The organism is Streptomyces vulcanius (assembly GCF_042653945.1).
Classification (GTDB): Bacteria; Actinomycetota; Actinomycetes; order Streptomycetales; family Streptomycetaceae; genus Streptomyces; species Streptomyces mangrovi.
This window is the reverse complement of sequence record NZ_JBHSFK010000012.1, coordinates 12,033-33,194: the sequence shown is the minus strand read 5'-3', so window position 1 is coordinate 33,194 and position 21,162 is coordinate 12,033. Positions and strand designations below refer to the sequence as shown.

Genomic DNA, 21,162 nt, shown 5'->3' with positions numbered 1-21,162 from the left:
CAGGGCGCAGATGGCGTCTGGGCAGGTACATGACGGGTGGTGCTGAGCCGAAGCTATCTCCCCGACTGACCGGCCAGCAATGACCTTCGGGCGATCAAGGCGGTGACTTCCGAAAGAACCCGATCGGGTTGAACCCGCCCTAGCGCGCCGCCGTGACCTTGGGCAGGGAGCCCGTGGACGATCGAGCCCCCGCTTCGACCCGCCGTCCGCAACGCGAGGAGACCCCGTGGCCACCGAGACACCGCCACCCTCGAAGACCCAAGCCCAACTCCCCTCCACCGAGGAGTTCGTCGCGGTGCAGGAGAGCGCGGAGTTCGGTGAACTGCGCGGCGCCTACCGCGGGTTCGCCTTCCCGCTGACCGTGGCCTTCATCGCCTGGTACCTGCTGTACGTCCTGCTCTCCAACTACGCGGGCGACTTCATGGGCACCAAGCTCTTCGGCAACATCAACGTGGCCCTGGCGCTGGGCCTCGCCCAGTTCCTCACCACGTTCCTCATCGCCTGGTGGTACGCGCGGACCGCCGCCGCCAAGTTCGACCCCAAGGCCGAGGCCATCAAGTCCCGGATGGAGGGCGGCGCATGAGCCCCGCACAGCAGACCCTGCTCGCCGCCGGCGAGGCCAGTGAGCACCGCACCCTGATCATCACCCTGTTCGCGGTGTTCGTCGTGGCGACCCTCGTCATCACCGTCTGGGCGGGCCGCCAGACCAAGGACGCCGCCGACTTCTACGCGGGCGGACGCCAGTTCACCGGCTTCCAGAACGGCCTCGCCGTCTCCGGCGACTACATGTCCGCCGCCTCCTTCCTCGGCATCGCGGGTGCCATCGCCCTCTTCGGCTACGACGGCTTCCTGTACTCCATCGGCTTCCTGGTCGCCTGGCTGGTCGCCCTCCTCCTGGTCGCCGAGCCGCTGCGCAACTCCGGCCGCTACACCATGGGCGACGTACTCGCGTACCGCATGCGCCAGCGCCCGGTCCGTACGGCCGCCGGCACGTCCACCATCGTCGTCTCGATCTTCTACCTGCTCGCCCAGATGGCGGGCGCGGGCGTCCTGGTCTCGCTGCTCCTCGGCATCACCAGCGGCGGCGGCAAGATCGGCATCGTCGCCCTGGTCGGCGTACTGATGATCGTCTACGTCACCATCGGTGGCATGAAGGGCACCACCTGGGTCCAGATGGTCAAGGCGGTGCTGCTGATCGCGGGCGCCCTGCTGCTGACCTTCCTGGTGCTGCTGAAGTTCGACTTCAACGTCTCCGACCTGCTCGGCAGCGCCGCCGACAACGCCGGAAAGGGATCGGCCTTCCTGGAGCCCGGCCTGAAGTACGGCGCCACCGGTACCACCAAGCTGGACTTCATCTCCCTCGGCATCGCCCTCGTCCTGGGCACCGCCGGACTGCCGCACATCCTGATCCGCTTCTACACCGTGCCCACCGCGAAGGCGGCCCGTAAGTCGGTCATCTGGGCCATCGGCCTGATCGGCGCCTTCTACCTGATGACCCTCGCCCTCGGCTTCGGCGCCGCCGCGCTGATCAAACCCGAGGAGATCATCGCGTCGAACAAGGCGGGCAACACGGCGGCCCCACTCCTCGCGCTGCATCTCGGCGGCGTCGACTCCAACTGGGGCGCGATCCTGCTGGCCACCATCTCAGCGGTCGCCTTCGCCACGATCCTCGCGGTCGTCGCGGGCCTCACCCTGGCCTCGTCCTCGTCGTTCGCCCACGACATCTACGCCAACGTCATCAAGAAGGGCGAGGCCACCGAGAAGCAGGAGATGGCCGCGGCCCGCTACGCCACGGTCGGCATCGGCGCCGTCTCCATCCTCCTGGGCGCCCTCGCCCGCGACCTGAACGTCGCCGGACTGGTCGCCCTCGCCTTCGCGGTCGCCGCCTCCGCCAACCTCCCGACGATCCTCTACAGCCTCTTCTGGAAGCGGTTCACCACCTCCGGAGCGCTCTGGTCGATCTACGGCGGCCTTGTCACGGCGGTCGGTCTGGTGCTGTTCTCGCCGGTCGTCTCCGGCAAGCCCACCTCGATGTTCCCGGACGTCGACTTCCACTGGTTCCCGCTGGAGAACCCCGGCCTCATCTCGATCCCGGTCGGCTTCCTCCTCGGCATCGTCGGCACCTTCCTGTCGAAGGAGGAGCCCGACACCGGCAAGTACGCCGAGCTGGAGGTCCGCTCCCTGACGGGCACCGGAGCCCACTGACCCCCTCCGGGCCACGGCCGCGTCGTAGTTGCCTACGACGCGGCCGTGTCGTGTCTGTCGAGCTCGGCCTGTTGGGATCGGGTCTGCCGGGATCAGGTCTGTCGGGATCGGGCCCGTCGATGTCAGTGGCGTCACGTAGGCTCGCGAGTGACAGAAGAGTTGTGCGATTCAACTACGAGGGAGGGGGCCCACGTGCTCATCGACACCTACGGCCGAGTGGCCACCGACCTGAGGGTCTCGCTGACCGACCGGTGCAATCTGCGCTGCACGTACTGCATGCCTGAGGAGGGCTTGCAGTGGCTGGCCAAGCCCGACCTGCTCACGGATGACGAGATCGTCCGCCTGATCGACATAGCGGTCACCTCGCTCGGTATCGAAGAGGTCCGCTTCACCGGAGGCGAGCCCCTCCTGCGCCCCGGCCTGGCCGGCATCGTGGAGCGGGTGGCGGCCCTGACGCCACGCCCCCAGATGTCGCTCACGACGAACGGCATAGGCCTCAAGCGCACCGCCACCGCCCTCAAGGCGGCCGGCCTGGACCGGGTCAACGTCTCCCTGGACACCATCCGCCCCGACGTCTTCAAGACCCTCACACGCCGCGACCGCCACAAGGACGTCCTCGAAGGACTCCAGGCCGCCCGCGACGCGGACCTGACCCCGGTCAAGGTCAACTCCGTACTGATGCCGGGGCTCAACGAGGACGAGGCCCCGGACCTCCTGGCCTGGGCGATCGAGCAGGACTACGAACTGCGCTTCATCGAGCAGATGCCCCTGGACGCCCAGCACGGCTGGAAGCGCGAGGGCATGGTCACCGCGGGCGACATCCTCGCCTCCCTCCGCACCCGCTTCGACCTCACCCCCGAGGGACAGGACGAGCGCGGCTCCGCCCCGGCCGAGCGCTGGCTGGTGGACGGCGGCCCGTACCGCGTCGGCGTCATCGCCTCCGTCACCCGCCCGTTCTGCGCCGCCTGCGACCGCACCCGCCTCACCGCCGACGGCCAGGTCCGCAACTGTCTCTTCGCCCGCGAGGAGACCGACCTGCGCGCGGTCCTCCGCTCCGACGCCCCCGACGAGGAGATAGCCCGCATCTGGCGGCTGGCGATGTGGGGCAAGAAGGCGGGCGCAGGCCTGGACGACCCGTCGTTCGTCCAGCCGGACCGCCCGATGTCGGCGATCGGCGGCTAAGCCTCTTCCGGAGACTCCCACTCCGTCAGGAGCACGACATCCTTGAGGAAACCCCGTACCCCCAGGAACTGCGACAGATGCTCCCGGTGCTCCTCGCAGGCCAGCCACGTCTTGCGCCGCTGAGGCGTATGAATCTTGGGGTTGTTCCAGGCGAGCACCCACACGGCATCGCCGCGGCAGCCCTTGGCGGAACAGATGGGGGTCTCGTCAGTCACAGATCCAACTCGCGGTTGTGCGCAAAAAGGCGACGCCGAGCAGCCACGGGGGGAGCTGCCCGGCGTCGGTCCGTCGCTCCGACGGGGGATGCGGAGCGCGTACGAAGTATGTCACGGCCGACCCTTGGCACGGCACTGGAACAGCATGATTGATCTGAGCTTTTCCTGAGCTTGGCGCACAGCCCGCTCATGGTCTGTGCTCAGCCCGCTCAGGGCCCGCGTCCCGATGCCGGGATTCCTCGAAAGGCTCCTCTTCCGCAACGGATTCCGCCGACGAGGCCGTCGAAGGCGAAGACGCCGACGACCCGTCCGCTCCGCCCGCTCCGTCCGCCCGCGGCGGAGCGATGCCCGGCCGCACCGGCGTACTGATGAACGTGGACGGCAGCCCCGGCGCGTTCTCCCGCCCCGCGTTGGCGATCACCACCGCGACATACGGCAGCAGCGCCCCCAACACCAGGGCCACGAGGGCGACATGACGCTCCACGTTCCAGAGTGTCGCCGCGAGGATCACCGCCACCGTACGGACGGCCATCGAGATCACGTACCGCCGCTGCCGGCCGCGCACATCGTCCTGGAGTCCCTGCCGGGCGCCGGTGATCCGGAACACCTCGACGCTTCCGCCGCCACCATGCTTCCGTATCACGTTCCACCATCCGCCCGCTTCGGACTCTCCCCGGCTCCCCACGTTACGCCGGGCCTGCGCGGCGTTCGAGACCGGGTTGTGTCCAGTCTGGGTGGACGTCCTGCGCCGTACCGCGTACGGCCGTACCCGACATGCGCCGTACGGTGCGCGGAACCACACTGAGGGCAATGCTCACGTCGAGCCGTACGAGGAGGCAGCCATGGGCTGGTTGTGGGCGATCATCGTCGGATTCGTGCTGGGCGTGCTCGCCAAGGCGATCCTGCCGGGCAAGCAGCACAGTCCGCTCTGGCTGACCACCATCTTCGGCATCCTGGGTGCGATCGTCGGCAACGCGATCGCCCGCGGCTTCGGCGTCGAGGCGACATCCGGCATCGACTGGTGGCGCCACATCTTCCAACTGGTCGCCGCGGTCGTCATCGTCGCCCTGGGAGACATGGCGTACATGGCGACCCTGGGCAAACGCAAACAGCAGAGCGCGTGAGCTGAAAAGGCGTCCCCGAAGGGACGCCTTTTCGGCTACGAGGCTACGAAGCTACGAACCAGTGACCTCGACGGCCGCGAGATTCTTCTTCCCCCGCCGCAGCACCAGCCACCGCCCGTGAAGGAGATCCTCCTTCACGGGCACCGCGTCCTCGGCCGTGACCTTGACGTTGTTCACGTAGGCCCCGCCCTCCTTCACGGTCCGCCGCGCCGCGGACTTGCTGGCGACCAGCCCCACCTCGGCGAACAGATCCACTACGGGCCCCAGCTCGGCGACCTGGATGTGCGGCACCTCGGAGAGCGCCGCGGCCAGCGTCCGGTCGTCGAGCTCGCCCAGCTCACCCTGCCCGAAGAGGGCACGGCTCGCGGCGATGACGGCGGCCGTCTGCTCGGCGCCGTGCACCAGCGTCGTCAGCTCCTCCGCCAGCGCCCGCTGCGCGGCCCGCGCCTGAGGCCGCTCCTCGGTCTGCTTCTCCAGCTCCTCGATCTCGTCGTGCGACCGGAAGCTGAAGATGCGCAGGAACTTGGAGACGTCCCGGTCGTCCGCGTTCAGCCAGAACTGGTAGAAGGCGTACGGCGTCGTCATCTCGGGGTCGAGCCAGACCGTGCCGGACTCCGTCTTGCCGAACTTGGTGCCGTCGGCCTTGGTGATCAGCGGGGTGCCCAGGGCGTGCACCACGGCGTCCGGCTCGACCTTGTGGATCAGGTCCGTGCCTGAGGTGAGGTTGCCCCACTGGTCGCTGCCGCCGGTCTGCAGTGTGCAGCCGTAGCGCCGGTACAACTCCAGGAAGTCCATGCCCTGCAGGATCTGGTAGCTGAACTCGGTGTAGCTGATGCCCTCCTGCGACTCCAGACGCCGGGCGACGGCCTCCTTCGCGATCATCTTGTTCACGCGGAAGTGCTTGCCGATGTCCCGCAGGAACTCGATGGCCGACATGCCCTGGGTCCAGTCCAGGTTGTTGACCATGACCGCCGCGTTCGGGCCCTCGAAGTCGAGCAGCGGCGCGATCTGTCCGCGCAGCCGCTCCACCCACTGGGCGACGACCTCCGGCGCGTTCAGCGTCCGCTCCGCGTTCGGCTTCGGGTCGCCGATCAGACCCGTGGCACCCCCGACCAGGCCCAGCGGACGGTTCCCCGCCTGCTGGATGCGGCGCATCGTGAGGATCTGCACCAGGTTGCCGAGGTGCAGGCTGGGCGCGGTCGGGTCGAAACCGCAATAGAACGTGACGGGACCGTCCGTGAACGCCTTGCGCAATGCGTCCTCGTCAGTGGACAGGGCGATCAGGCCCCGCCACTTCAGCTCGTCGACGATGTCCGTCACGGTTCTCATGTCTCCTTGGGTGGTCTCGCGAACACGTATGAGGTTATACGCCCTGACTGACAGAGCTCATATTGAAATCCGGCACCCGCAGCGCAGGCATCGCGGTCCTGGTGAAGTAGTCGCTCCACTCCCTGGGCAGTGTCTTCTCCGTGCGCCCCGCCTCCGCGGCCCGGCCCAGCAGTCCGACCGGCGACTCGTTGAACCGGAAGTTGTTCACCTCGCCGACGACCTCGCCGTCCTCGACGAGGTACACGCCGTCCCGGGTCAGACCGGTCAGCAGCAGGGTCGCCGGGTCGACCTCGCGGATGTACCACAGGCAGGTCAACAACAGCCCGCGCGTGGTGCTCGCGACCATCTCCTCCAGGGAGCGGTCCGCGCCGCCGTCCAGGATCAGGTTGTCGATCGCCGGGGCGACCGGCAGCCCGGTCAGGGCGGCGCTGTGCCGGCTGGTGATCAGGTTCTTCACCTCGCCCTGGCGGATCCAGTCGGTGGCGGTCAGCGGCAGCCCGTTGTCGAACACCGAGGAGTCGCCCCCGGAGGAGTGGGCGAGCGCGAAGGGCGCCGCCTCCAGGCCCGGCTCGTTCGGGTCGCTGCGCAGGGTCAGCGGCAGCTCGGACAGCTTCTCGCCGAGCCGGGTGCCGCCGCCCGGCTTGGAGAACACCGTCCGCCCCTCGGCCGCGTCCCGGCCCGACGCCGACCACAGCTGGTAGATCAGCAGATCGGCCACCGCGGTCGGCGGCAGCAGCGTCTCGTACCGCCCGGCGGGCAGCGCGATCCGCCGCTCGGCCCAGCCCAGGCGTACGGCGAGCTCGGCGTCCATCGCCTCCGGGTCGACGTCCTTGAAGTCCCGCGTGGAACGCCCCGCCCACGCCGACCGGGTACGGTCCGGCGACTTGGCGTTGAGCTCCAGCGTGCCGTTGGGCTGGTCGTGCCGCAGCCTCAGTCCCGTCGAGGTCCCCACGTACGTCGACACCATCTCGTGGTTGGCGAAGCCGTACAGCTCGCGTCCGCCCGCACGCGCGCGTGCGAACGCCTCGCCCAGGGCGGGAGCGAAGTCGGTGAACACGTCGGACGAGGTCTCGGCGGGCGCCTCCGTGAACCCGGGTGCCGGGGCCACCCCGGTGACCAGCGGCTGGGCGTCCTCGGCGGGACCGCCGCCGCGCGCGGCGGTCTCGGCGGCCCGCACCAGCGGCTCCAGCTCGTCCGCCGTCACGGCGGCGCGCGAGACGACGCCGGAGGCGGTGCCCTCCTTGCCGTCGACCGTCGCGATCACGGTGAGCGTACGCCCGCGCGTGACACCGTTGGTGGTGAGCGCGTTGCCCGCCCAGCGCAGGTTCGCCGTCGACTGCTCGTCCGCGATGACGACACACCCGTCGGCCCGCGACAGCTCGAGGGCGCGCTCGACGACCTCGTGCGGCTTGTTGGTACGGGCGCTCATCGACCGGCCTCCTGCGTGGTGTTGAGGATGTTGACGCCTTTGAACAGGGCCGACGGGCAGCCGTGCGAGACCGCCGCGACCTGCCCCGGCTGGGCCTTGCCGCAGTTGAACGCGCCACCGAGGACGTAGGTCCCCGGCCCGCCCACCGCCTCCATCGACCCCCAGAAGTCGGTGGTCGTCGCCTGGTAGGCGACGTCCCGCAGCTGCCCGGTGATCCGCCCGTTCTCGATCCGGAAGAACCGCTGCCCGGTGAACTGGAAGTTGTACCGCTGCATGTCGATGGACCACGACCGGTCCCCGACGACGTAGATGCCCCGGTCGACGCTGCCGATGAGATCCTCGGTCGACATCCCCGCCGGGTCCGGCTGCAACGACACGTTGGCCATGCGCTGCACCGGCACATGCGCGGGCGAGTCGGCGAAGGCGCACCCGTTGGACCGTCCGAGCCCGGTGAGCTTCGCGATCCGCCGGTCCAGCTGGTAGCCGACGAGCGTGCCGTCCTTCACCAGGTCCCAGGACTGGCCCGCGACGCCCTCGTCGTCGTAGCCGATGGTCGCCAGGCCGTGCTCGGCGGTGCGGTCACCGGTGACGTTCATCAGCTCGGAGCCGTACCTGAGCTTGCCCAGCTGGTCGAAGGTCGCGAAGGAGGTGCCGGCGTAGGCCGCCTCGTAGCCGAGCGCGCGGTCCAGCTCGGTGGCGTGGCCGATGGACTCGTGGATGGTCAGCCACAGGTTGGACGGGTCGACGACCAGGTCGTACAGCCCCGGATCCACACTGGGCGCCCGCATCTTCTCGGCGAGCAGCCCGGGGATCCGCTCCAGCTCGTCGTCCCAGTCCCAGCCGGTCCCGGTCAGGTACTCCCAGCCCCGCCCGACCGGCGGGGCGATCGTCCGCATCGAGTCGAACTCGCCGCTGGACTCGTCCACCGACACCGCGGTCAGCGCCGGATGCAGCCGCACCCGCTGCTGCGTGGTCACCGTGCCCGCCGTGTCGGCGTAGAACTTGTTCTCGTGCACCGTGAGCAGCGAGGCGTCCACGTGGTTGACCCCGGGGGCCGCCAGCAGCCGCGCGCTCCAGTCCGCGAGCAGCGCCGTCTTCTCCTGGTCGGGCACCGTGAACGGATCGATCTCGTACGACGACACCCAGGTCTGCTCGGCGTGTACCGGTTCGTCGGCCAGCTCGACCCGCTCCTCCGACCCGGCCGCCCTGATCACCCGCGCGGCCAGCTTGGCCATCGCCACGGCCTGCGAGGCCACCTTTGCCGCCGCGTCCATCGTCAGGTCCACCCCGGACGCGAACCCCCATGTCCCGCCGTGCACCACCCGCACCGCGTACCCGAGGTCCGTCGTGTCCGACGACCCGGCCGGCTTGGCGTCCCGCAGCCGCCAGGACGCGCTGCGCACCCGCTCGACCCGGAAGTCCGCGTGGTCGGCCCCGAGCGCACGCGCGCGTGCGAGAGCGGCGTCGGCGAGGGCGCGCAGGGGTAGGGCCGTGAAACTTTCGTCGATCGTATGAGGCACCTACGTATCTCCCTGATGTCGTCGTGCGTGATGGCTCCGATCATGTCGCGCCGAGCGGTGCGCGGACCACACCTTTCGGCGGGGCTTCCGCGAGCTTTCTGTAGGGACCCCACAGTCAGCCCCGTAACCCACTGTCGGTGCCCCAATGCCCGCCTGAGGGAGCGGACCGATAGGTTTCGAGGTAAGCCGCTTGCCGTCCAGGTCCCGGGCAGGCGTGTAAGACCCCTATCGAAAGGGTGATCCGTTGAGCCGCTCGGTTCTCGTCACCGGAGGAAACCGGGGCATCGGCCTCGCCATCGCCCGCGCGTTCGCCGAGGCCGGCGACAAGGTCGCGATCACGTACCGCTCGGGTGAGCCGCCGGCCGCCCTGACGGAGCTGGGCTGCCTGGCCGTCAAGTGCGACATCACCGACAGCGAGCAGGTGGAGCAGGCCTACAAGGAGATCGAGGCCGAGCACGGCCCCGTCGAGGTCCTGATCGCCAACGCCGGCGTCACCAAGGACCAGCTCCTGATGCGGATGTCCGAGGAGGACTTCACCTCGGTCGTCGACACCAACCTCACCGGCGCCTTCCGGGTCGTCAAGCGCGCCAACCGCGGCATGCTGCGCGCCAAGAAGGGCCGTGTCGTCCTCATCTCGTCGGTCGTTGGGCTCTACGGCTCGCCCGGGCAGGCCAACTACGCCGCCTCCAAGGCCGGCCTGGTCGGCTTCGCGCGCTCGCTCGCCCGTGAGCTGGGCTCGCGCAACATCACCTTCAACGTCGTGGCGCCCGGCTTCGTCGACACGGACATGACCAAGGTGCTCACCGACGAGCAGCGCGCGGGCATCGTCTCGCAGGTCCCGCTCGGCCGGTACGCGCAGCCCGAGGAGATCGCCGCGACGGTGCGGTTCCTCGCCTCGGACGACGCCTCGTACATCACTGGAGCCGTCATTCCCGTTGACGGCGGACTGGGAATGGGTCACTGATCACCATGAGCGGAATTCTCGAGGGCAAGCGCATTCTGATCACCGGTGTGCTGATGGAGTCCTCCATCGCCTTCCACACCGCCAAGCTGGCCCAGGAGGAGGGCGCGGAGATCATCCTGACCGCGTTCCCGCGGCCCACGCTGACCGAGCGCATCGCCAGGAAGCTGCCCAAGCCCACCAAGGTCATCGAACTCGACGTCACCAACGACGAGCACCTCGCCCGCCTGGCCGACATCGTCGGCGAGGAGCTCGGCGGCCTCGACGGCGTCGTGCACTCCATCGGCTTCGCGCCGCAGGACGCGCTCGGCGGCAACTTCCTCAACACCCCGTTCGAGTCGGTCGCCACGGCCATGCACGTCTCGGCGTACTCCCTGAAGTCGCTGACCATGGCCTGCATGCCGCTGATGCAGAACGGCGGCTCGGTCGTCGGCCTCACCTTCGACGCGTCCTTCGCCTGGCCGCAGTACGACTGGATGGGCCCCGCCAAGGCCGCCCTGGAGGCCACCAGCCGCTACATGGCCCGTGACCTGGGCAAGCAGAACATCCGCTGCAACCTGATCTCCGCCGGCCCGATCGGCTCCATGGCCGCCAAGTCCATCCCGGGCTTCGACGAGCTGGCCGCCGTCTGGGACAACCGCGCCCCGCTGGAGTGGGACCTCAAGGACCCGGAGCCGGCCGGCCGCGGTGTCGTCGCCCTGCTGAGCGACTGGTTCCCGAAGACCACGGGCGAGATCATCCACGTGGACGGCGGTCTGCACGCCATCGGCGCGTGACGCTGCCGCACACCCGTCACCCGTCCGGCCTACCCGGCCGGGCGGGCGAGGTCCCCGACCAGGCACGATGAAGTGCGCGTTCCCCCACGCGCTGCCCTCCCCAGCTCTGCCGAGGAGGTTCCCTTGTGCGCCTGTTCCGATTCCTCGCCCCAGTGACCGTCGCCGCCGCGCTCGCGCTCTGCGCGCCCCATGAGGCGCTCTCCCACGCGCGCGTGGATTCGTCGGCGCGGTCCGAACGCCCCGATCCGTTCGGCTCCGAGTGCCGGACGAGCATCGACGGCTCGCATGTCGTCGCCTACTGCCACAACCCCTACGTCGACACCGACCGGGTCACCCTGCACATCGAGTGCGACCTGTGGTGGGACCTCGACACCGACGGCACCCCCGCCGACGCCGGACCCGCTATGACCGTACGGCTCACCGGCCGGTGCTGGAAGGAAGTCAGGGGGGCCTGGGTCAGCCACCAGAAGGTGTGACCGCCGGTTCAGTTCTCCCGGCTATCCCGGCTATCCCGGCTATCCCGGTTCTCCCGGCCATCCCGGTTCTCCCGGGGTGCGGTGGGCCGTCCAGGGCGGCAGGAGACGGGATAGCCGGCCGCCTCCGCCGCGGCCGTCTCCGCGTCGCCCTCGCGGATCGCGTCCACCAGCCGTGTGTGGTCCATGTACGTCTCCGGCGTCAGCTCCGCGCCGACGTCGTCGCGCAGCCAGTCCCGCAGCACCTCGCCGAGGTCGGCGTGCATCGCGGTCATGACGTCGTTGTGCGAGGCGGCCACCACGGCGAGGTGGAAGGTCGCGTCCGCCGTCACGAAGGCCTCCGCGTCCCCGGACTCCCACGCCTCCTCGCGCCGCAGCAGCAGCGCGTCGAGCTGCTTGAGGTCCTTCTCCGTGCGCCGCCCGGCGGCCAGCCGCGCCGCGCCCGACTCCAGGTTGGAGCGCAGCTCGGCGATGTGCCGGGGGTCGGCGTCGGCGAAGCGGCGGTGCATCACGCCGGCCAGCTCGCTGGTCGCCACGACGTAGGTCCCCGAGCCCTGCCGGATGGCCAGCAGACCGTTGTGCGCCAGCGCGCGGACCGCCTCTCGGACCGTGTTGCGGGCGACGCCCAGTTGCTCGACCAGCTCGGGCTCCGTGGGGATGCGCGCTCCGACCGGCCACTCGCCCGAGGTGATCTGGGTGCGCAGCGCGGCGATGACCTGCTCGGAGAGCACCGAGCGACGGGGATGGCTCAAGGGCATGGCACACCTTCGCACGGGCGGGACGGGGCGGGGGAGGGGCACCCAGGAGCCTGGGCGGCTGTCTGGCCAGTAATCATCCTATGATTCTATGATGGGTGGCATGGCTGGCGAGGACACCCGGACGACCACACCCATGCCGATCCGTACGGCAGCGGCGGCCGAACCCCCGCGAACGGCCACGCACGCGTGGCGCACCCGGCTGCTCGTCGCCGGCATCGTGCTGGCCGCGCTCAACCTCCGGCCCGCGATCACCAGCTTCGGCGCGCTCCTCGAGGAGGTCCGCGACGGCCTCGGCATGAGCGGCACCATGGCCGGGCTCCTCACCTCGGTGCCCCCGCTCTGCTTCGCCCTCTTCGGCGTCACGGCACCCCGCCTCGCCCGCCGCTTCGGCGCGGGCGCGGTGGTGTGCGCGGGCATGGTCGCCATCACCGCGGGCCTGCTCATACGGCCGTACGTCGGTGGTACGGCCGGCTTCCTGGCCGCCAGCGCCCTCGCCCTCATGGGCATCGCCGTCGGCAACGTCCTGATGCCGGTCATCGTCAAGCGCCACTTCCCCGACCGGGTCGGCTCCATGACCGGCCTGTACTCGATGGCCCTGGCCCTCGGCACCTCGGCAGCCGCCGCGGTCACCGTCCCCCTGACCGAGGCGTTCGGCGGCGGCTGGCAGTCGGGCCTCGCGGTATGGGCCGGCCTGGCCGCGGTGGCCGTACTGCCGTGGGTGCCGTTCGCCCGGGAGCGGCGGGCGCCGGACGGCACCGGGACGCCCTCGCGGCCAGGGGAGACGCCCGGCGCGGCCGGTACGTCCTCGCGACCCCGGGCGATCGCCGACGGGGCCGGAAGGGCCGGACGACCCCTGCGGCCACGGGAAGCGGCGGTCGAGGGCGGGGCCGCTCGGCCGGGTGCCTGGTCAGGCGCTCGGCCAGGCGCTGGGTCAGGTCGGGAGGCGGAGTCCGTCGCACGGGTCCACGCACGCGTGGAGCCGTCCGGTGACCTGCGCATCGCCCGCAGCCGCACCGCCTGGGCGCTCGCCGTCTTCTTCGGGCTCCAGGCCACGGCCGCCTACATCACCATGGGCTGGATGGCGCAGATCTTCCGGGACGCGGGGGTGCCCGCGAGCGAGGCCGGGCTGCTGCTCGCCGTCACGATGGCGATGGGCGTACCCCTCGCCTTCGTCATCCCGCGCGTCGCCGCCCGGCTGCCGCACCAGGGCCCGATCGCCGTCGCGCTCGGCGTCTGCGGCCTCGCCGGGTACGCCGGCCTGTACCTCGCGCCCGCCGAGGGCGCCCTGGCGTGGGCCCTGCTGCTGGGCGTCGCCAACTGTGCCTTCCCGCTGGCCCTCACCATGGTCGGCATGCGCGCCAGGACCGGTGCGGGGGTGGCCCGGCTGTCCGCCTTCGCGCAGAGCACCGGCTACCTCATCTCGATCCCCGGACCGCTCCTGGTGGGCGTGCTCTACCAGCACAGTGGCGGCTGGGGTCTGCCCCTCGCCCTGATGGCGGCCTTGATGGTTCCGCAGATGGTCATGGGCGTCCTGGCAGGCCGCGCCCGCACCGTGGAGGACGAGGCCGCGGGCCGGTGACCCCGGCGCCGACAGGTTCCGGCGCTTGCTTCCCCTGCCGCGTGCCGCGTGCCGTCTGCCGTCTGCCGTCTGCCGTCTGCTGCCGCCGGCTGCCCGCCGTCTGCTGCTTGCCGCCCGGCACTCGGCCCGACCCCTGCCTGGCGCTCTGCCCGCGTTGACGCCGGTCCTCGGCCCTGAGCTCCGCCCGCCGCCGCGGCCCCGGCTGACCCCGGCGCCCGGGGGCCGGCCGGTGGGTGCGAGACTGGGCGTATGCCAGTGCTCGACCCGAACCCCCAGGACGGCCAGAAGAAGATGCTGATCGTCTTCGGCTCGTTCCTCCTCATCTTTGTGATCATCGGAATCATTGCGACGATCGCCTCGCCGTGACCCCACGGCCACCGTCGGCCCCGGCTTCCGGGGCGACGGTGGGGCTAACCCCCCTGTCCCCTAGGGGGTGAGGCTCAGGGTCAAGTGGGTGGATCACCGGATGGGTTGAGGCCCGCGGACTCCGTACCTTCGAGATGTGGCCGTGCGACGCGGGCCACGGATCACCGAGGCCCACTCGAAGACCAGCGGAGGCATCCATGTCGGCCCCTACGCTCACCCGGCACCGCCCCGCCGCCCCGGCGCGTGGGGACATCCGGCTGCCCTGGTGGGCCCTCGCCCTCCCGACTCTCGCCTTCATCACCCTGCTCGTTCTGATACTGAACCCGTCGGACGCCCAGGCGGCCACCGGCGACCCGGCGATCACCCACCTCGTCGAGCGCGTACAGCAGTTGCTCGCGCGCCTGCCGTGACGATCACGCCCCGGACGCGCCCGAACACCCCGGGCGAGCGATGAATCCGCATGTCAACTCCCTGCGCCCCATGGCGTGTTTCATGCGAAGCTGGGACACATGAGCGTCGCAGAACCCCGCAGGATCGTCCTCTTCCGGCATGCGAAAGCCGACTGGCCACAGGTGAACGACCACGACCGACCGCTCGCTGAGCGGGGCCGAAAGGACGCTCCCGTCGCCGGACGCAGACTGGCCGACACCGGCATCCCCTTCGATCTGGCCCTCTGCTCCACCGCGGCACGGACCCGGGAGACGTGGAAGCTCGCCGTCCAGGAGTTCCCGCACCGGCCGAAAACGGTCTACGAGGAGCGGATCTACGACGCGTCCCCGGGTGAGCTGATCGCCCTGCTCGACGAAACCCCCGACGACGTGCGCAATGTCCTCCTGATCGGCCACAACCCGGGCATCCAGGGCCTCGCCGAAGTCCTCTCGGGTTCGGCCGCCGCCGACGCCGCCGACCGGATGAAGCGCAGCGGCTTCTCCACGGCCGCCTTCGCCGTCCTCACCCTCGACGGCTCCTGGAAGTCCCTGGAGCCGGGCGCGGCCACGCTGGTCGACTACTGGACGCCGAGCGAGTAGCGCACAGCCGCACGAGCCGGAGCCACGCACTTGCGAGAGCCCCGGACGCGTGAGGGCCCGGCACCGCGAGGATGCCGGGCCCTGTCCACCGTACGAACGACCGCGACGGGGGCTGCGCGGCCACCGGGGGCTAGTCCTCGTCGTGCGTGTCCGCTGCCTCGACCTCTTCGCGCGTGATGCCCAGCAGGTACAGGACGGTGTCCAGGAAGGGCACGTTCACCGCGGTGTGCGCCGCCTTCCGCACCACCGGCTTGGCGTTGAAGGCGACCCCGAGACCGGCCGCGTTGAGCATGTCCAGGTCGTTGGCGCCGTCACCGATCGCCACGGTCTGCGAGAGCGGTACGCCGGCCTCGGCGGCGAACCGGCGCAGCAGCCGCGCCTTGCCCGCGCGGTCCACGATCTCGCCGGTGACCCGGCCGGTCAGCCTGCCGTCGACGATCTCCAGCGTGTTGGCCTGGGCGAAGTCCAGCCCGAGCCGGTCCTTCAGATCGTCGGTGACCTGGGTGAAGCCGCCGGAGACGACGCCCACCTGGTAGCCGAGTCGCTTCAGCGTGCGGATCAGCGTGCGGGCGCCGGGTGTCAGCCGCACCTCTGCGCGCACCTTGTCCACGGCCGAGGCGTCCAGGCCCTTGAGGAGCGCCACGCGCGCGTGCAGCGACTGCTCGAAGTCCAGCTCACCGCGCATCGCCGCCGCCGTCACCTCGGCGACCTTGTCCTCGCAGCCGGCGTGCGCGGCGAAGAGCTCGATCACCTCGTCCTGGATGAGGGTGGAGTCGACGTCCATGACGACCAGCCGCTGGGCCCGCCGGTGCAGACCCGCGTCCACCACGGCGACGTCCACCCCGAGCACGCCGGCGTCCGTCACCAGGGCCGTGCGCAGCGGCTCGGTCGCGACGCCGGAGATGGCGAACTCCACGGCCGTCACGGGGTACTTCGCGAGCCGGAAGATACGGTCGATGTTGCCGCCGGCCTTGGTGATCTTCGCGGCGATCGCGGCCGTCGCCTCGGCGGTCAGCGGATGGCCGAGCACGGTCACCAGGGAGCGGCCGTGACCGCGCGGACGGTTGTCGCCGACGCCGGAGATGATCTCCGCCTGCATCTTGATCGACTCGGCCCAGTTGTGGACCGTCGACCGCAGCTCCCCCTCCACCGACCGTGGCGGCGCGGTCACGAGCGCGCACAGCACCATCCGGCCACGGGTGACGACCTGCTCGATGTCGACCACGTCGACGGAGAAGGCGGCGAGGGTGTCGAAGAGTCCGGCAGTGATCCCCGGCCTGTCCTTGCCGAAGATCTTGACGAGGAGAGTAGGGACGTCGGTGGACGAAGTCTGCGTGCTCATGATGTATCCACCGTATCCGGCACCCCGTGCCTTTGGGCACAGAGGTCCGCCTAGCGGACACGGAACAGTGGATAAAGCGGAAGTGACAACGGCCTTACGAACACCCTGCGACCACCTGCACCCTGTCCGTCACCGCGACCCTTTCGGCTTTCTCGGCGAAGGCGGAGGCGGAGGCGGTGGGGGAGGGGGAGGGGGCGAGGACGGGGGAGGGGGCGGTGGAGGAGGCGGCCCGTCCGCCGATCCGGTCCCACCGGGCCGCACCCCATTGGGCCGCGGTCCATCGGGCCACCGAGGACGCCTCCCGATCGGCCGAACGACGGTCGGCGCCCCGTACACATCGTCCCGCCCCGCTCCCGGCCGCCCGGGCCCCGGCCGGTCGGCCCCGCCGCGTCCCTCCCGTCCCGCCCCGTACCCGTCGCTCGCCGGAGGCGTGTCCTGTGGCTCGCTCGGGTCGTCCGGCAGCCGCAGGTAGGGATTGGTCGCGGGGTTCGGTGCCCGGTACGGCGTGCTCGGCGTGTACGGGCCGGACTCCGCGCCGGTGTGCGAGGGACGTCCGCCCCTCTCGCCGACGTGCTCCGGAACCGCCTCGCCCACCTCCGTCCCGACACCGAGTGCCAGCGCCGTCGCCCGCTGCCCGGCCGCCCCGGTCGCACACGCAAGCAGCGCACCCGCGGCCCCGGCCCCCGCACCCCAGGCCGCCCCGAGGAGCAGCGCCACGCCCGACTGCCCGTGCAATTCGAGCCCGGCCCCGAACGCGTCGACCCCCAGCACGGACAGCGAGGCGTCCGCGGACACCCCCGTCAGCCAGACGAGCAACGGCAACGCCAGCGCGGTAGCCACCCCCAGCCGCAGCGCGCACCGCCCCACAAAGCCCCCGACCCCGACACTCCGCGCCCCTCCGACACCCGGCCCCCGCAGGTCGCGCGCCCCAGCTTGCGAAACACCCGCACCCCCAGCCCCGGCCCCGCCCGCCAGGCGCATCCCCGCCCTCACCCCCACCGGCGTCCGCACCCCCACCAGCACGCCCGCGAACAGCATCATCACCGCCGTCGCCACCCCCAGGAGCCACACCCGCTCGTCCAGGTCGGCCAGCCGCCCCAGCGTCACCGACTGATCGGTCCCCATGCTCAGCAGGTCGTCCAGGGGATCCGGCAGGACCTTCGTCAGGGCGCCCGAGGCATGGCCGTTCCAGGGGACGAACAGGCCGATCGGGACGCCCAGCCACACCCCGTTCGGCGCGCCGAGCAGCGCCGCTCCCGCGATCAGCTTGGGATGGTCGTCGTCGATCGCCGCGTACCCCGCCGCCGCGAGCCCGGCCGCGACGGCCACCAGCAGCACGGTCACGACGGCGGACACCGCGGGCCGCACCACGCGGTGCACCGCGTCCCAGCCGGCGGGCAGGGGGGTACGGCGCGAGGCCAGCAGTGCGATCAGCAGGATCCCGGCCGACCAGGCGAGTCCGCCGAGCAGGGTGGGCACCGTGTCGACGGTGAAGCCCACTCCCGCCTTGGCTCCCACGAGGTCCCCGAGCCGGTCGGGCAGCAGCCCCCCGATGTCACCGAGCCCCGGAATCTCGACGCCCCCCAGACCACCCCCGCCCCCTCCTCCGCCGCCGGGAAGGTCGTCCAGCCCCAGTGAGCCCCCGTCGAACGTGAGGACGTCGTGCCCCGCCCAGGCCAGCCCGCCCAGCATCGCCACGAACAGCACGACCACCGCGCCGGCCCGCGCGAGGAGTTCACCCGGCGAGATCACAACCCCGGCCGCGCGCAGGGAACGCAGGAAGAGCCACGACAGCAGCAGCGCACCGACCAGGCTGACGCCCAATGGCGTGATCTCGATGGCCGTGTTCGCCGCCGCACCCGTCAGTCCGAAGGCCGACACATCGCCCGATGGTGTCACCGAGCCGCCCGCCCCGAGCGCCACGACGGCCGCCGTCATCGGGCCCAACGAGCCCGCCCCGTCCGCCCCCAGCAGATGCAGGCCGAGCGCCGCCGTCCCGGCCATCCCGATCAACGCCCAGCTCACCGCCGCGATCGCGGACAGCAGGACGTCCACCCACGGCACGCCTCTGCCGTACGCCGCGCCCTTGCTGCTCTCGACCCGTGTGCCGGCACTCATGCAGACCCCCCGATCCGCGGCGCGGGACGGCGAAGATCACCGCTTCCAACCACCTCGCGTGCTTTTACCACTCTCCGGGGCGTTTTCAACCCCGTCAACGGGAACGGCCGATGCGCTCACTCAGGGTCTCCACAAGGCCCGACTTTCGGTCAGGGGGCCGCTACTGAAATAGTTCCCGACGATGTTCGACATCCCTAGACTCCCTGTGATGGGGGTAACTCGGGGGACTACTCAGTGGGGCATGGAGTGCCGGAACTCGTACTGGAATTGAACGGACGCACCTGGACGCTCGATCCGTCCAGGCCATACACCCTCGGACGCGATCCGCAGGGGGACATCGTGTTCGAGGACGCCAGGGTCTCCTGGCGCCACGCCACGGTCAGCCACAACGGCCGTAGTTGGGTCGTAGAGGACCACGGGAGCACGAACGGCACGTTCGCGCAGGGCCAGCGGATCCACCAGCTGGAGATCGGCCCCGGCACCGCGCTGCACCTGGGCAACGCGACCGACGGACCGCGCGTCAGCCTCTCGGGGGTGCAGACGCCCGTCGCGCAGCCCCAGCAGCAGCCGTACGCCGCAGCCCAGGCCGCGAACACGGCGCCCCCGGCCTGGCAGGCCCCGCAGGCCGAGTGGCCGCAGCCCGCGCAGGCCGCCGCGCCGCAGATCCCGCAGCAGGGCCCCGGTGGTGGCGCGGGGGCGCCGCCGGTCTACGGCGACCGCAGCCCGACCACGTTCCACCAGTTCTCGCTCGGCCGGGTGATGCGCATCGGCCGTGCCCTGGAGAACGACCTGGTCGTCTCGGACCTCCAGGTCTCCCGCAACCACGCCGAGTTCCACTCGACGCCCGACGGCCGCATGGAGATCCGCGACCTCGGCTCGCACAACGGCACGTTCGTCAACGGCCAGCCGATCCCCAAGGGCGGCACGCAACTCCTCGGCCCCACCGACGTCGTCGGCGTCGGCCACTCGACGTTCCGGATCGTCGGCGACCGGCTCGAGGAGTTCGTCGACACCGGTGAGGTCTCCTTCTCCGCCCGCCACCTCACCGTCACGGTCGACGGCGGCAAGCAGATCCTCAAGGACGTCTCCTTCGGCGTCCCGGAGAAGTCCCTGATTGCGGTCATCGGACCGTCCGGATCCGGCAAGTCGACGCTCCTCAAGGCACTGACGGGCTACCGCCCGGCCAACCAGGGCGACGTCCTGTACGACAACCGCAACCTGTACAAGCAGTTCGCCGAGCTGCGTCAGCGCATCGGTCTGGTCCCGCAGGACGACATCCTGCACAAGGAGCTGACCGTCAAGAAGGCCCTCAAGTACGCGGCCAAGCTCCGCTTCCCGGCCGACACCACCGCGGCCGAGCGCGAGGACCGTATCAACGAGGTGCTGCGCGAGCTGAAGCTGGACATCCACAAGGAGAAGAAGGTCACCTCCCTCTCCGGCGGCCAGCGCAAGCGCGTCTCCGTGGCCCTGGAACTGCTCACCAAGCCGTCGCTGATCTTCCTGGACGAGCCCACCTCCGGCCTCGACCCGGGCATGGACCGCGACGTCATGCAGCTGCTGCGCGGCCTCGCCGACGACGGCCGTACGGTCCTCGTCGTCACCCACTCGGTGGCCGAACTGGCGATCTGCGACAAGCTCCTGGTGATGGCCCCGGGCGGCAGCGTCGCCTACTTCGGGCCGCCGGAGGAGGCGCTGAACTTCTTCGGCTACGACACCTGGGCCGATGTCTTCTCCGCCTTCGAGAACTACCGCGACTACGACTGGGCGGGCCGCTGGAAGGGCTCGCAGCACTACCAGATGTACGCCGCGGACATCGACGCCATTGCGCCGCAGTCCGTAGCCGCGTCGCCGATGCAGGGCATGAAGCCGCCGAAGCCGCAGGGCTGGATGTCGCAGTTCGTCACGCTGGTGCGCCGCTACACGTCGGTGATCGTCTCCGACAAGGGCTTCCTCGCCCTCTCGGTGATCCTGCCGGTCGTCCTCGGCGCGGTGAGCCTGCTCATCGACTCCGGCAACAGCCTGCTGCCCAACCCGGTCAGCCCGAAGACCGGCCGGATCATCCCCAACGGCACGGCCACCACCGTGCTGCTGATCCTCGCGGTCGGCGCCTGCTTCGCGGGTGCGGCGAACTCCGTCCGTGAGCTGATCAAGGAACGGGTCATCTACGAGCGGGAGCGTGCCACCGGCCTGTCGCGCTCCGCGTATCTGATGTCCAAGGTGTTCGTGCTCGGTGTGGTCACCGTGCTGCAGGGGCTGCTGGTGGGCATCATCGGGTTCTCCAGCCGGGAGATCCCGCAGGAGGGCCTCGTCATCGGCAACGCGCTGGTGGAGCTGTGCCTGCCGATCATGGCGCTGGGCTTCACCTCGATGATGTTCGGCCTGATCATCTCCTCGCTGGTGAAGACGGCCGAGAAGACCATGCCGCTGCTGGTCATGTTCGCGATCATCCAGGTCGTGTTCACCGGCTGTCTGTTCACCCTGAACGGCTCGATCGGCGTCAACGAGTTCTCGTACCTGATGCCGTCGCGCTGGGCGGTCGGCGCCGCGGGCGCCACGCTGGACTTCAACAAGATCAGCCCGCCCAAGGACGGCGGCGCCACCGACCCGCTGTGGGAGCACACCGTCGGCGCCTGGAGCCTGGACATGGCCGCCCTGATCGCCCTCGGCGTGATCTGCGGCTTCTTCGTGGCCCGCTTCCTGCGCCGCCACGAGCCCGAGGTCATGCGCAAGTAGTTCACCGTGTACGACGCCGAAGGG

Annotated in this window: 20 protein-coding genes; 12 read left to right on the top strand and 8 right to left on the bottom strand. The window is 70.5% G+C overall.

Annotated elements, in window-relative coordinates:
* The first annotated feature begins 226 nt into the window (after nucleotides 1–226).
* The 3 genes from ACFPIH_RS19610 to moaA all read left to right on the top strand — a co-directional run bounded on the left by ACFPIH_RS19610 (nucleotide 227) and on the right by moaA (nucleotide 3,387).
* Nucleotides 227–583, top strand: coding sequence for a DUF485 domain-containing protein (locus ACFPIH_RS19610; RefSeq protein WP_381173823.1), 357 nt, complete (start codon nucleotides 227–229; stop codon nucleotides 581–583).
* On the top strand, nucleotides 580–2,205 hold the full coding sequence (locus tag ACFPIH_RS19605; protein WP_381173825.1) for a solute symporter family protein: 1,626 nt from the start codon (nucleotides 580–582) through the stop codon (nucleotides 2,203–2,205). Before ACFPIH_RS19610 ends, ACFPIH_RS19605 begins: the two co-directional genes overlap by 4 nt.
* A 192-nt stretch (nucleotides 2,206–2,397) precedes the next feature.
* On the top strand, nucleotides 2,398–3,387 hold the full coding sequence (moaA, locus tag ACFPIH_RS19600) for a GTP 3',8-cyclase MoaA (protein WP_381173827.1): 990 nt from the start codon (nucleotides 2,398–2,400) through the stop codon (nucleotides 3,385–3,387).
* Here moaA and ACFPIH_RS19595 read toward each other — a convergent pair.
* Nucleotides 3,384–3,602, bottom strand: coding sequence for a hypothetical protein (locus ACFPIH_RS19595; protein WP_381173829.1), 219 nt, complete (start codon nucleotides 3,600–3,602; stop codon nucleotides 3,384–3,386). The genes moaA and ACFPIH_RS19595 overlap by 4 nt on opposite strands.
* Nucleotides 3,603–3,789: 187 nt before the next feature.
* The gene (locus tag ACFPIH_RS19590) at nucleotides 3,790–4,242 is read right to left on the bottom strand and encodes a DUF3099 domain-containing protein (protein ID WP_381173909.1); all 453 of its coding nucleotides are present in this window, start codon (nucleotides 4,240–4,242) and stop codon (nucleotides 3,790–3,792) included.
* 202 nt (nucleotides 4,243–4,444) lie between these two features.
* On the opposite strand from ACFPIH_RS19590, the gene ACFPIH_RS19585 reads away from it, so the two are divergent.
* Nucleotides 4,445–4,726 (top strand): GlsB/YeaQ/YmgE family stress response membrane protein, encoded by a 282-nt coding sequence (locus ACFPIH_RS19585; protein WP_381173831.1) that lies wholly within the window; start codon nucleotides 4,445–4,447, stop codon nucleotides 4,724–4,726.
* A gap of 51 nt (nucleotides 4,727–4,777) precedes the next feature.
* Here ACFPIH_RS19585 and tyrS read toward each other — a convergent pair whose 3' ends face one another.
* The 3 genes from tyrS to ACFPIH_RS19570 are packed head-to-tail and all read right to left on the bottom strand — an operon-like array spanning nucleotide 4,778 to nucleotide 9,004.
* Entirely contained in the window at nucleotides 4,778–6,046 is a 1,269-nt protein-coding gene (tyrS, locus tag ACFPIH_RS19580) for a tyrosine--tRNA ligase (protein ID WP_381173911.1), read from the bottom strand.
* A gap of 43 nt (nucleotides 6,047–6,089) precedes the next feature.
* Nucleotides 6,090–7,484: a metallopeptidase TldD-related protein gene (locus tag ACFPIH_RS19575; RefSeq protein WP_381173833.1), complete on the bottom strand. Its 1,395-nt coding sequence runs from the start codon at nucleotides 7,482–7,484 to the stop codon at nucleotides 6,090–6,092.
* Nucleotides 7,481–9,004: a TldD/PmbA family protein gene (locus ACFPIH_RS19570; protein ID WP_381173835.1), complete on the bottom strand. Its 1,524-nt coding sequence runs from the start codon at nucleotides 9,002–9,004 to the stop codon at nucleotides 7,481–7,483. Before ACFPIH_RS19570 ends, ACFPIH_RS19575 begins: the two co-directional genes overlap by 4 nt.
* A 244-nt stretch (nucleotides 9,005–9,248) precedes the next feature.
* Between ACFPIH_RS19570 and fabG the strand changes: the two genes are divergently transcribed.
* The 3 genes from fabG (at nucleotide 9,249) to ACFPIH_RS19555 (ending at nucleotide 11,217) form a co-directional block, all read left to right on the top strand.
* Entirely contained in the window at nucleotides 9,249–9,968 is a 720-nt protein-coding gene (gene fabG, locus ACFPIH_RS19565) for a 3-oxoacyl-[acyl-carrier-protein] reductase (RefSeq protein WP_381173837.1), read from the top strand.
* Nucleotides 9,969–9,973: 5 nt separating this feature from the next.
* Nucleotides 9,974–10,741 (top strand): enoyl-ACP reductase FabI, encoded by a 768-nt coding sequence (gene fabI / locus ACFPIH_RS19560; protein ID WP_381173839.1) that lies wholly within the window; start codon nucleotides 9,974–9,976, stop codon nucleotides 10,739–10,741.
* A gap of 125 nt (nucleotides 10,742–10,866) precedes the next feature.
* On the top strand, nucleotides 10,867–11,217 hold the full coding sequence (locus ACFPIH_RS19555; RefSeq protein WP_381173841.1) for a hypothetical protein: 351 nt from the start codon (nucleotides 10,867–10,869) through the stop codon (nucleotides 11,215–11,217).
* Nucleotides 11,218–11,225: 8 nt separating this feature from the next.
* Here the strand turns inward: ACFPIH_RS19555 and ACFPIH_RS19550 are convergent, their stop codons facing one another.
* Complete coding sequence (locus ACFPIH_RS19550) at nucleotides 11,226–11,972, bottom strand: FadR/GntR family transcriptional regulator (RefSeq protein WP_381173843.1); 747 nt, start codon at nucleotides 11,970–11,972, stop codon at nucleotides 11,226–11,228.
* 88 nt (nucleotides 11,973–12,060) lie between these two features.
* Here ACFPIH_RS19550 and ACFPIH_RS19545 point away from each other — a divergent pair, with 88 nt between their 5' ends.
* From ACFPIH_RS19545 to ACFPIH_RS19530, 4 genes are all read left to right on the top strand, one after another.
* Nucleotides 12,061–13,551: an MFS transporter gene (locus ACFPIH_RS19545; protein WP_381173845.1), complete on the top strand. Its 1,491-nt coding sequence runs from the start codon at nucleotides 12,061–12,063 to the stop codon at nucleotides 13,549–13,551.
* Between the two features lie 249 nt (nucleotides 13,552–13,800).
* The gene (locus tag ACFPIH_RS19540) at nucleotides 13,801–13,917 is read left to right on the top strand and encodes an SGM_5486 family transporter-associated protein (protein ID WP_381173847.1); all 117 of its coding nucleotides are present in this window, start codon (nucleotides 13,801–13,803) and stop codon (nucleotides 13,915–13,917) included.
* Between the two features lie 197 nt (nucleotides 13,918–14,114).
* Nucleotides 14,115–14,327 (top strand): hypothetical protein, encoded by a 213-nt coding sequence (locus ACFPIH_RS19535; RefSeq protein ID WP_381173849.1) that lies wholly within the window; start codon nucleotides 14,115–14,117, stop codon nucleotides 14,325–14,327.
* A gap of 99 nt (nucleotides 14,328–14,426) precedes the next feature.
* Nucleotides 14,427–14,945, top strand: coding sequence for a SixA phosphatase family protein (locus ACFPIH_RS19530; RefSeq protein WP_381173851.1), 519 nt, complete (start codon nucleotides 14,427–14,429; stop codon nucleotides 14,943–14,945).
* Between the two features lie 130 nt (nucleotides 14,946–15,075).
* Here ACFPIH_RS19530 and serB read toward each other — a convergent pair whose 3' ends face one another.
* Nucleotides 15,076–16,287 (bottom strand): phosphoserine phosphatase SerB, encoded by a 1,212-nt coding sequence (gene serB / locus ACFPIH_RS19525; RefSeq protein WP_381173853.1) that lies wholly within the window; start codon nucleotides 16,285–16,287, stop codon nucleotides 15,076–15,078.
* Nucleotides 16,288–16,416: 129 nt separating this feature from the next.
* Nucleotides 16,417–18,405: a streptophobe family protein gene (locus tag ACFPIH_RS19520; protein WP_381173855.1), complete on the bottom strand. Its 1,989-nt coding sequence runs from the start codon at nucleotides 18,403–18,405 to the stop codon at nucleotides 16,417–16,419.
* Between the two features lie 246 nt (nucleotides 18,406–18,651).
* Here ACFPIH_RS19520 and ACFPIH_RS19515 point away from each other — a divergent pair, with 246 nt between their 5' ends.
* The gene (locus ACFPIH_RS19515) at nucleotides 18,652–21,138 is read left to right on the top strand and encodes an ABC transporter ATP-binding protein/permease (RefSeq protein ID WP_381173857.1); all 2,487 of its coding nucleotides are present in this window, start codon (nucleotides 18,652–18,654) and stop codon (nucleotides 21,136–21,138) included.
* The last annotated feature ends 24 nt before the right edge of the window (nucleotides 21,139–21,162 follow it).

Bases quoted from the DNA above. Each gene is read 5' to 3' on its own strand.
- ACFPIH_RS19605 (WP_381173825.1), top strand. From the start codon at position 580: ATGAGCCCCGCACAGCAGACCCTGCTCGCCGCCGGCGAGGCCAGTGAG.
- ACFPIH_RS19585 (WP_381173831.1), top strand. From the start codon at position 4,445: ATGGGCTGGTTGTGGGCGATCATCGTCGGATTCGTGCTGGGCGTGCTC.
- ACFPIH_RS19575 (WP_381173833.1), bottom strand. From the start codon at position 7,484: ATGAGCGCCCGTACCAACAAGCCGCACGAGGTCGTCGAGCGCGCCCTC.
- fabI (WP_381173839.1), top strand. From the start codon at position 9,974: ATGAGCGGAATTCTCGAGGGCAAGCGCATTCTGATCACCGGTGTGCTG.
- ACFPIH_RS19550 (WP_381173843.1), bottom strand. From the start codon at position 11,972: ATGCCCTTGAGCCATCCCCGTCGCTCGGTGCTCTCCGAGCAGGTCATC.
- ACFPIH_RS19545 (WP_381173845.1), top strand. From the start codon at position 12,061: ATGATGGGTGGCATGGCTGGCGAGGACACCCGGACGACCACACCCATG.
- ACFPIH_RS19540 (WP_381173847.1), top strand. From the start codon at position 13,801: ATGCCAGTGCTCGACCCGAACCCCCAGGACGGCCAGAAGAAGATGCTG.
- ACFPIH_RS19535 (WP_381173849.1), top strand. From the start codon at position 14,115: ATGTCGGCCCCTACGCTCACCCGGCACCGCCCCGCCGCCCCGGCGCGT.
- ACFPIH_RS19530 (WP_381173851.1), top strand. From the start codon at position 14,427: ATGAGCGTCGCAGAACCCCGCAGGATCGTCCTCTTCCGGCATGCGAAA.
- serB (WP_381173853.1), bottom strand. From the start codon at position 16,287: ATGAGCACGCAGACTTCGTCCACCGACGTCCCTACTCTCCTCGTCAAG.
- ACFPIH_RS19520 (WP_381173855.1), bottom strand. From the start codon at position 18,405: ATGAGTGCCGGCACACGGGTCGAGAGCAGCAAGGGCGCGGCGTACGGC.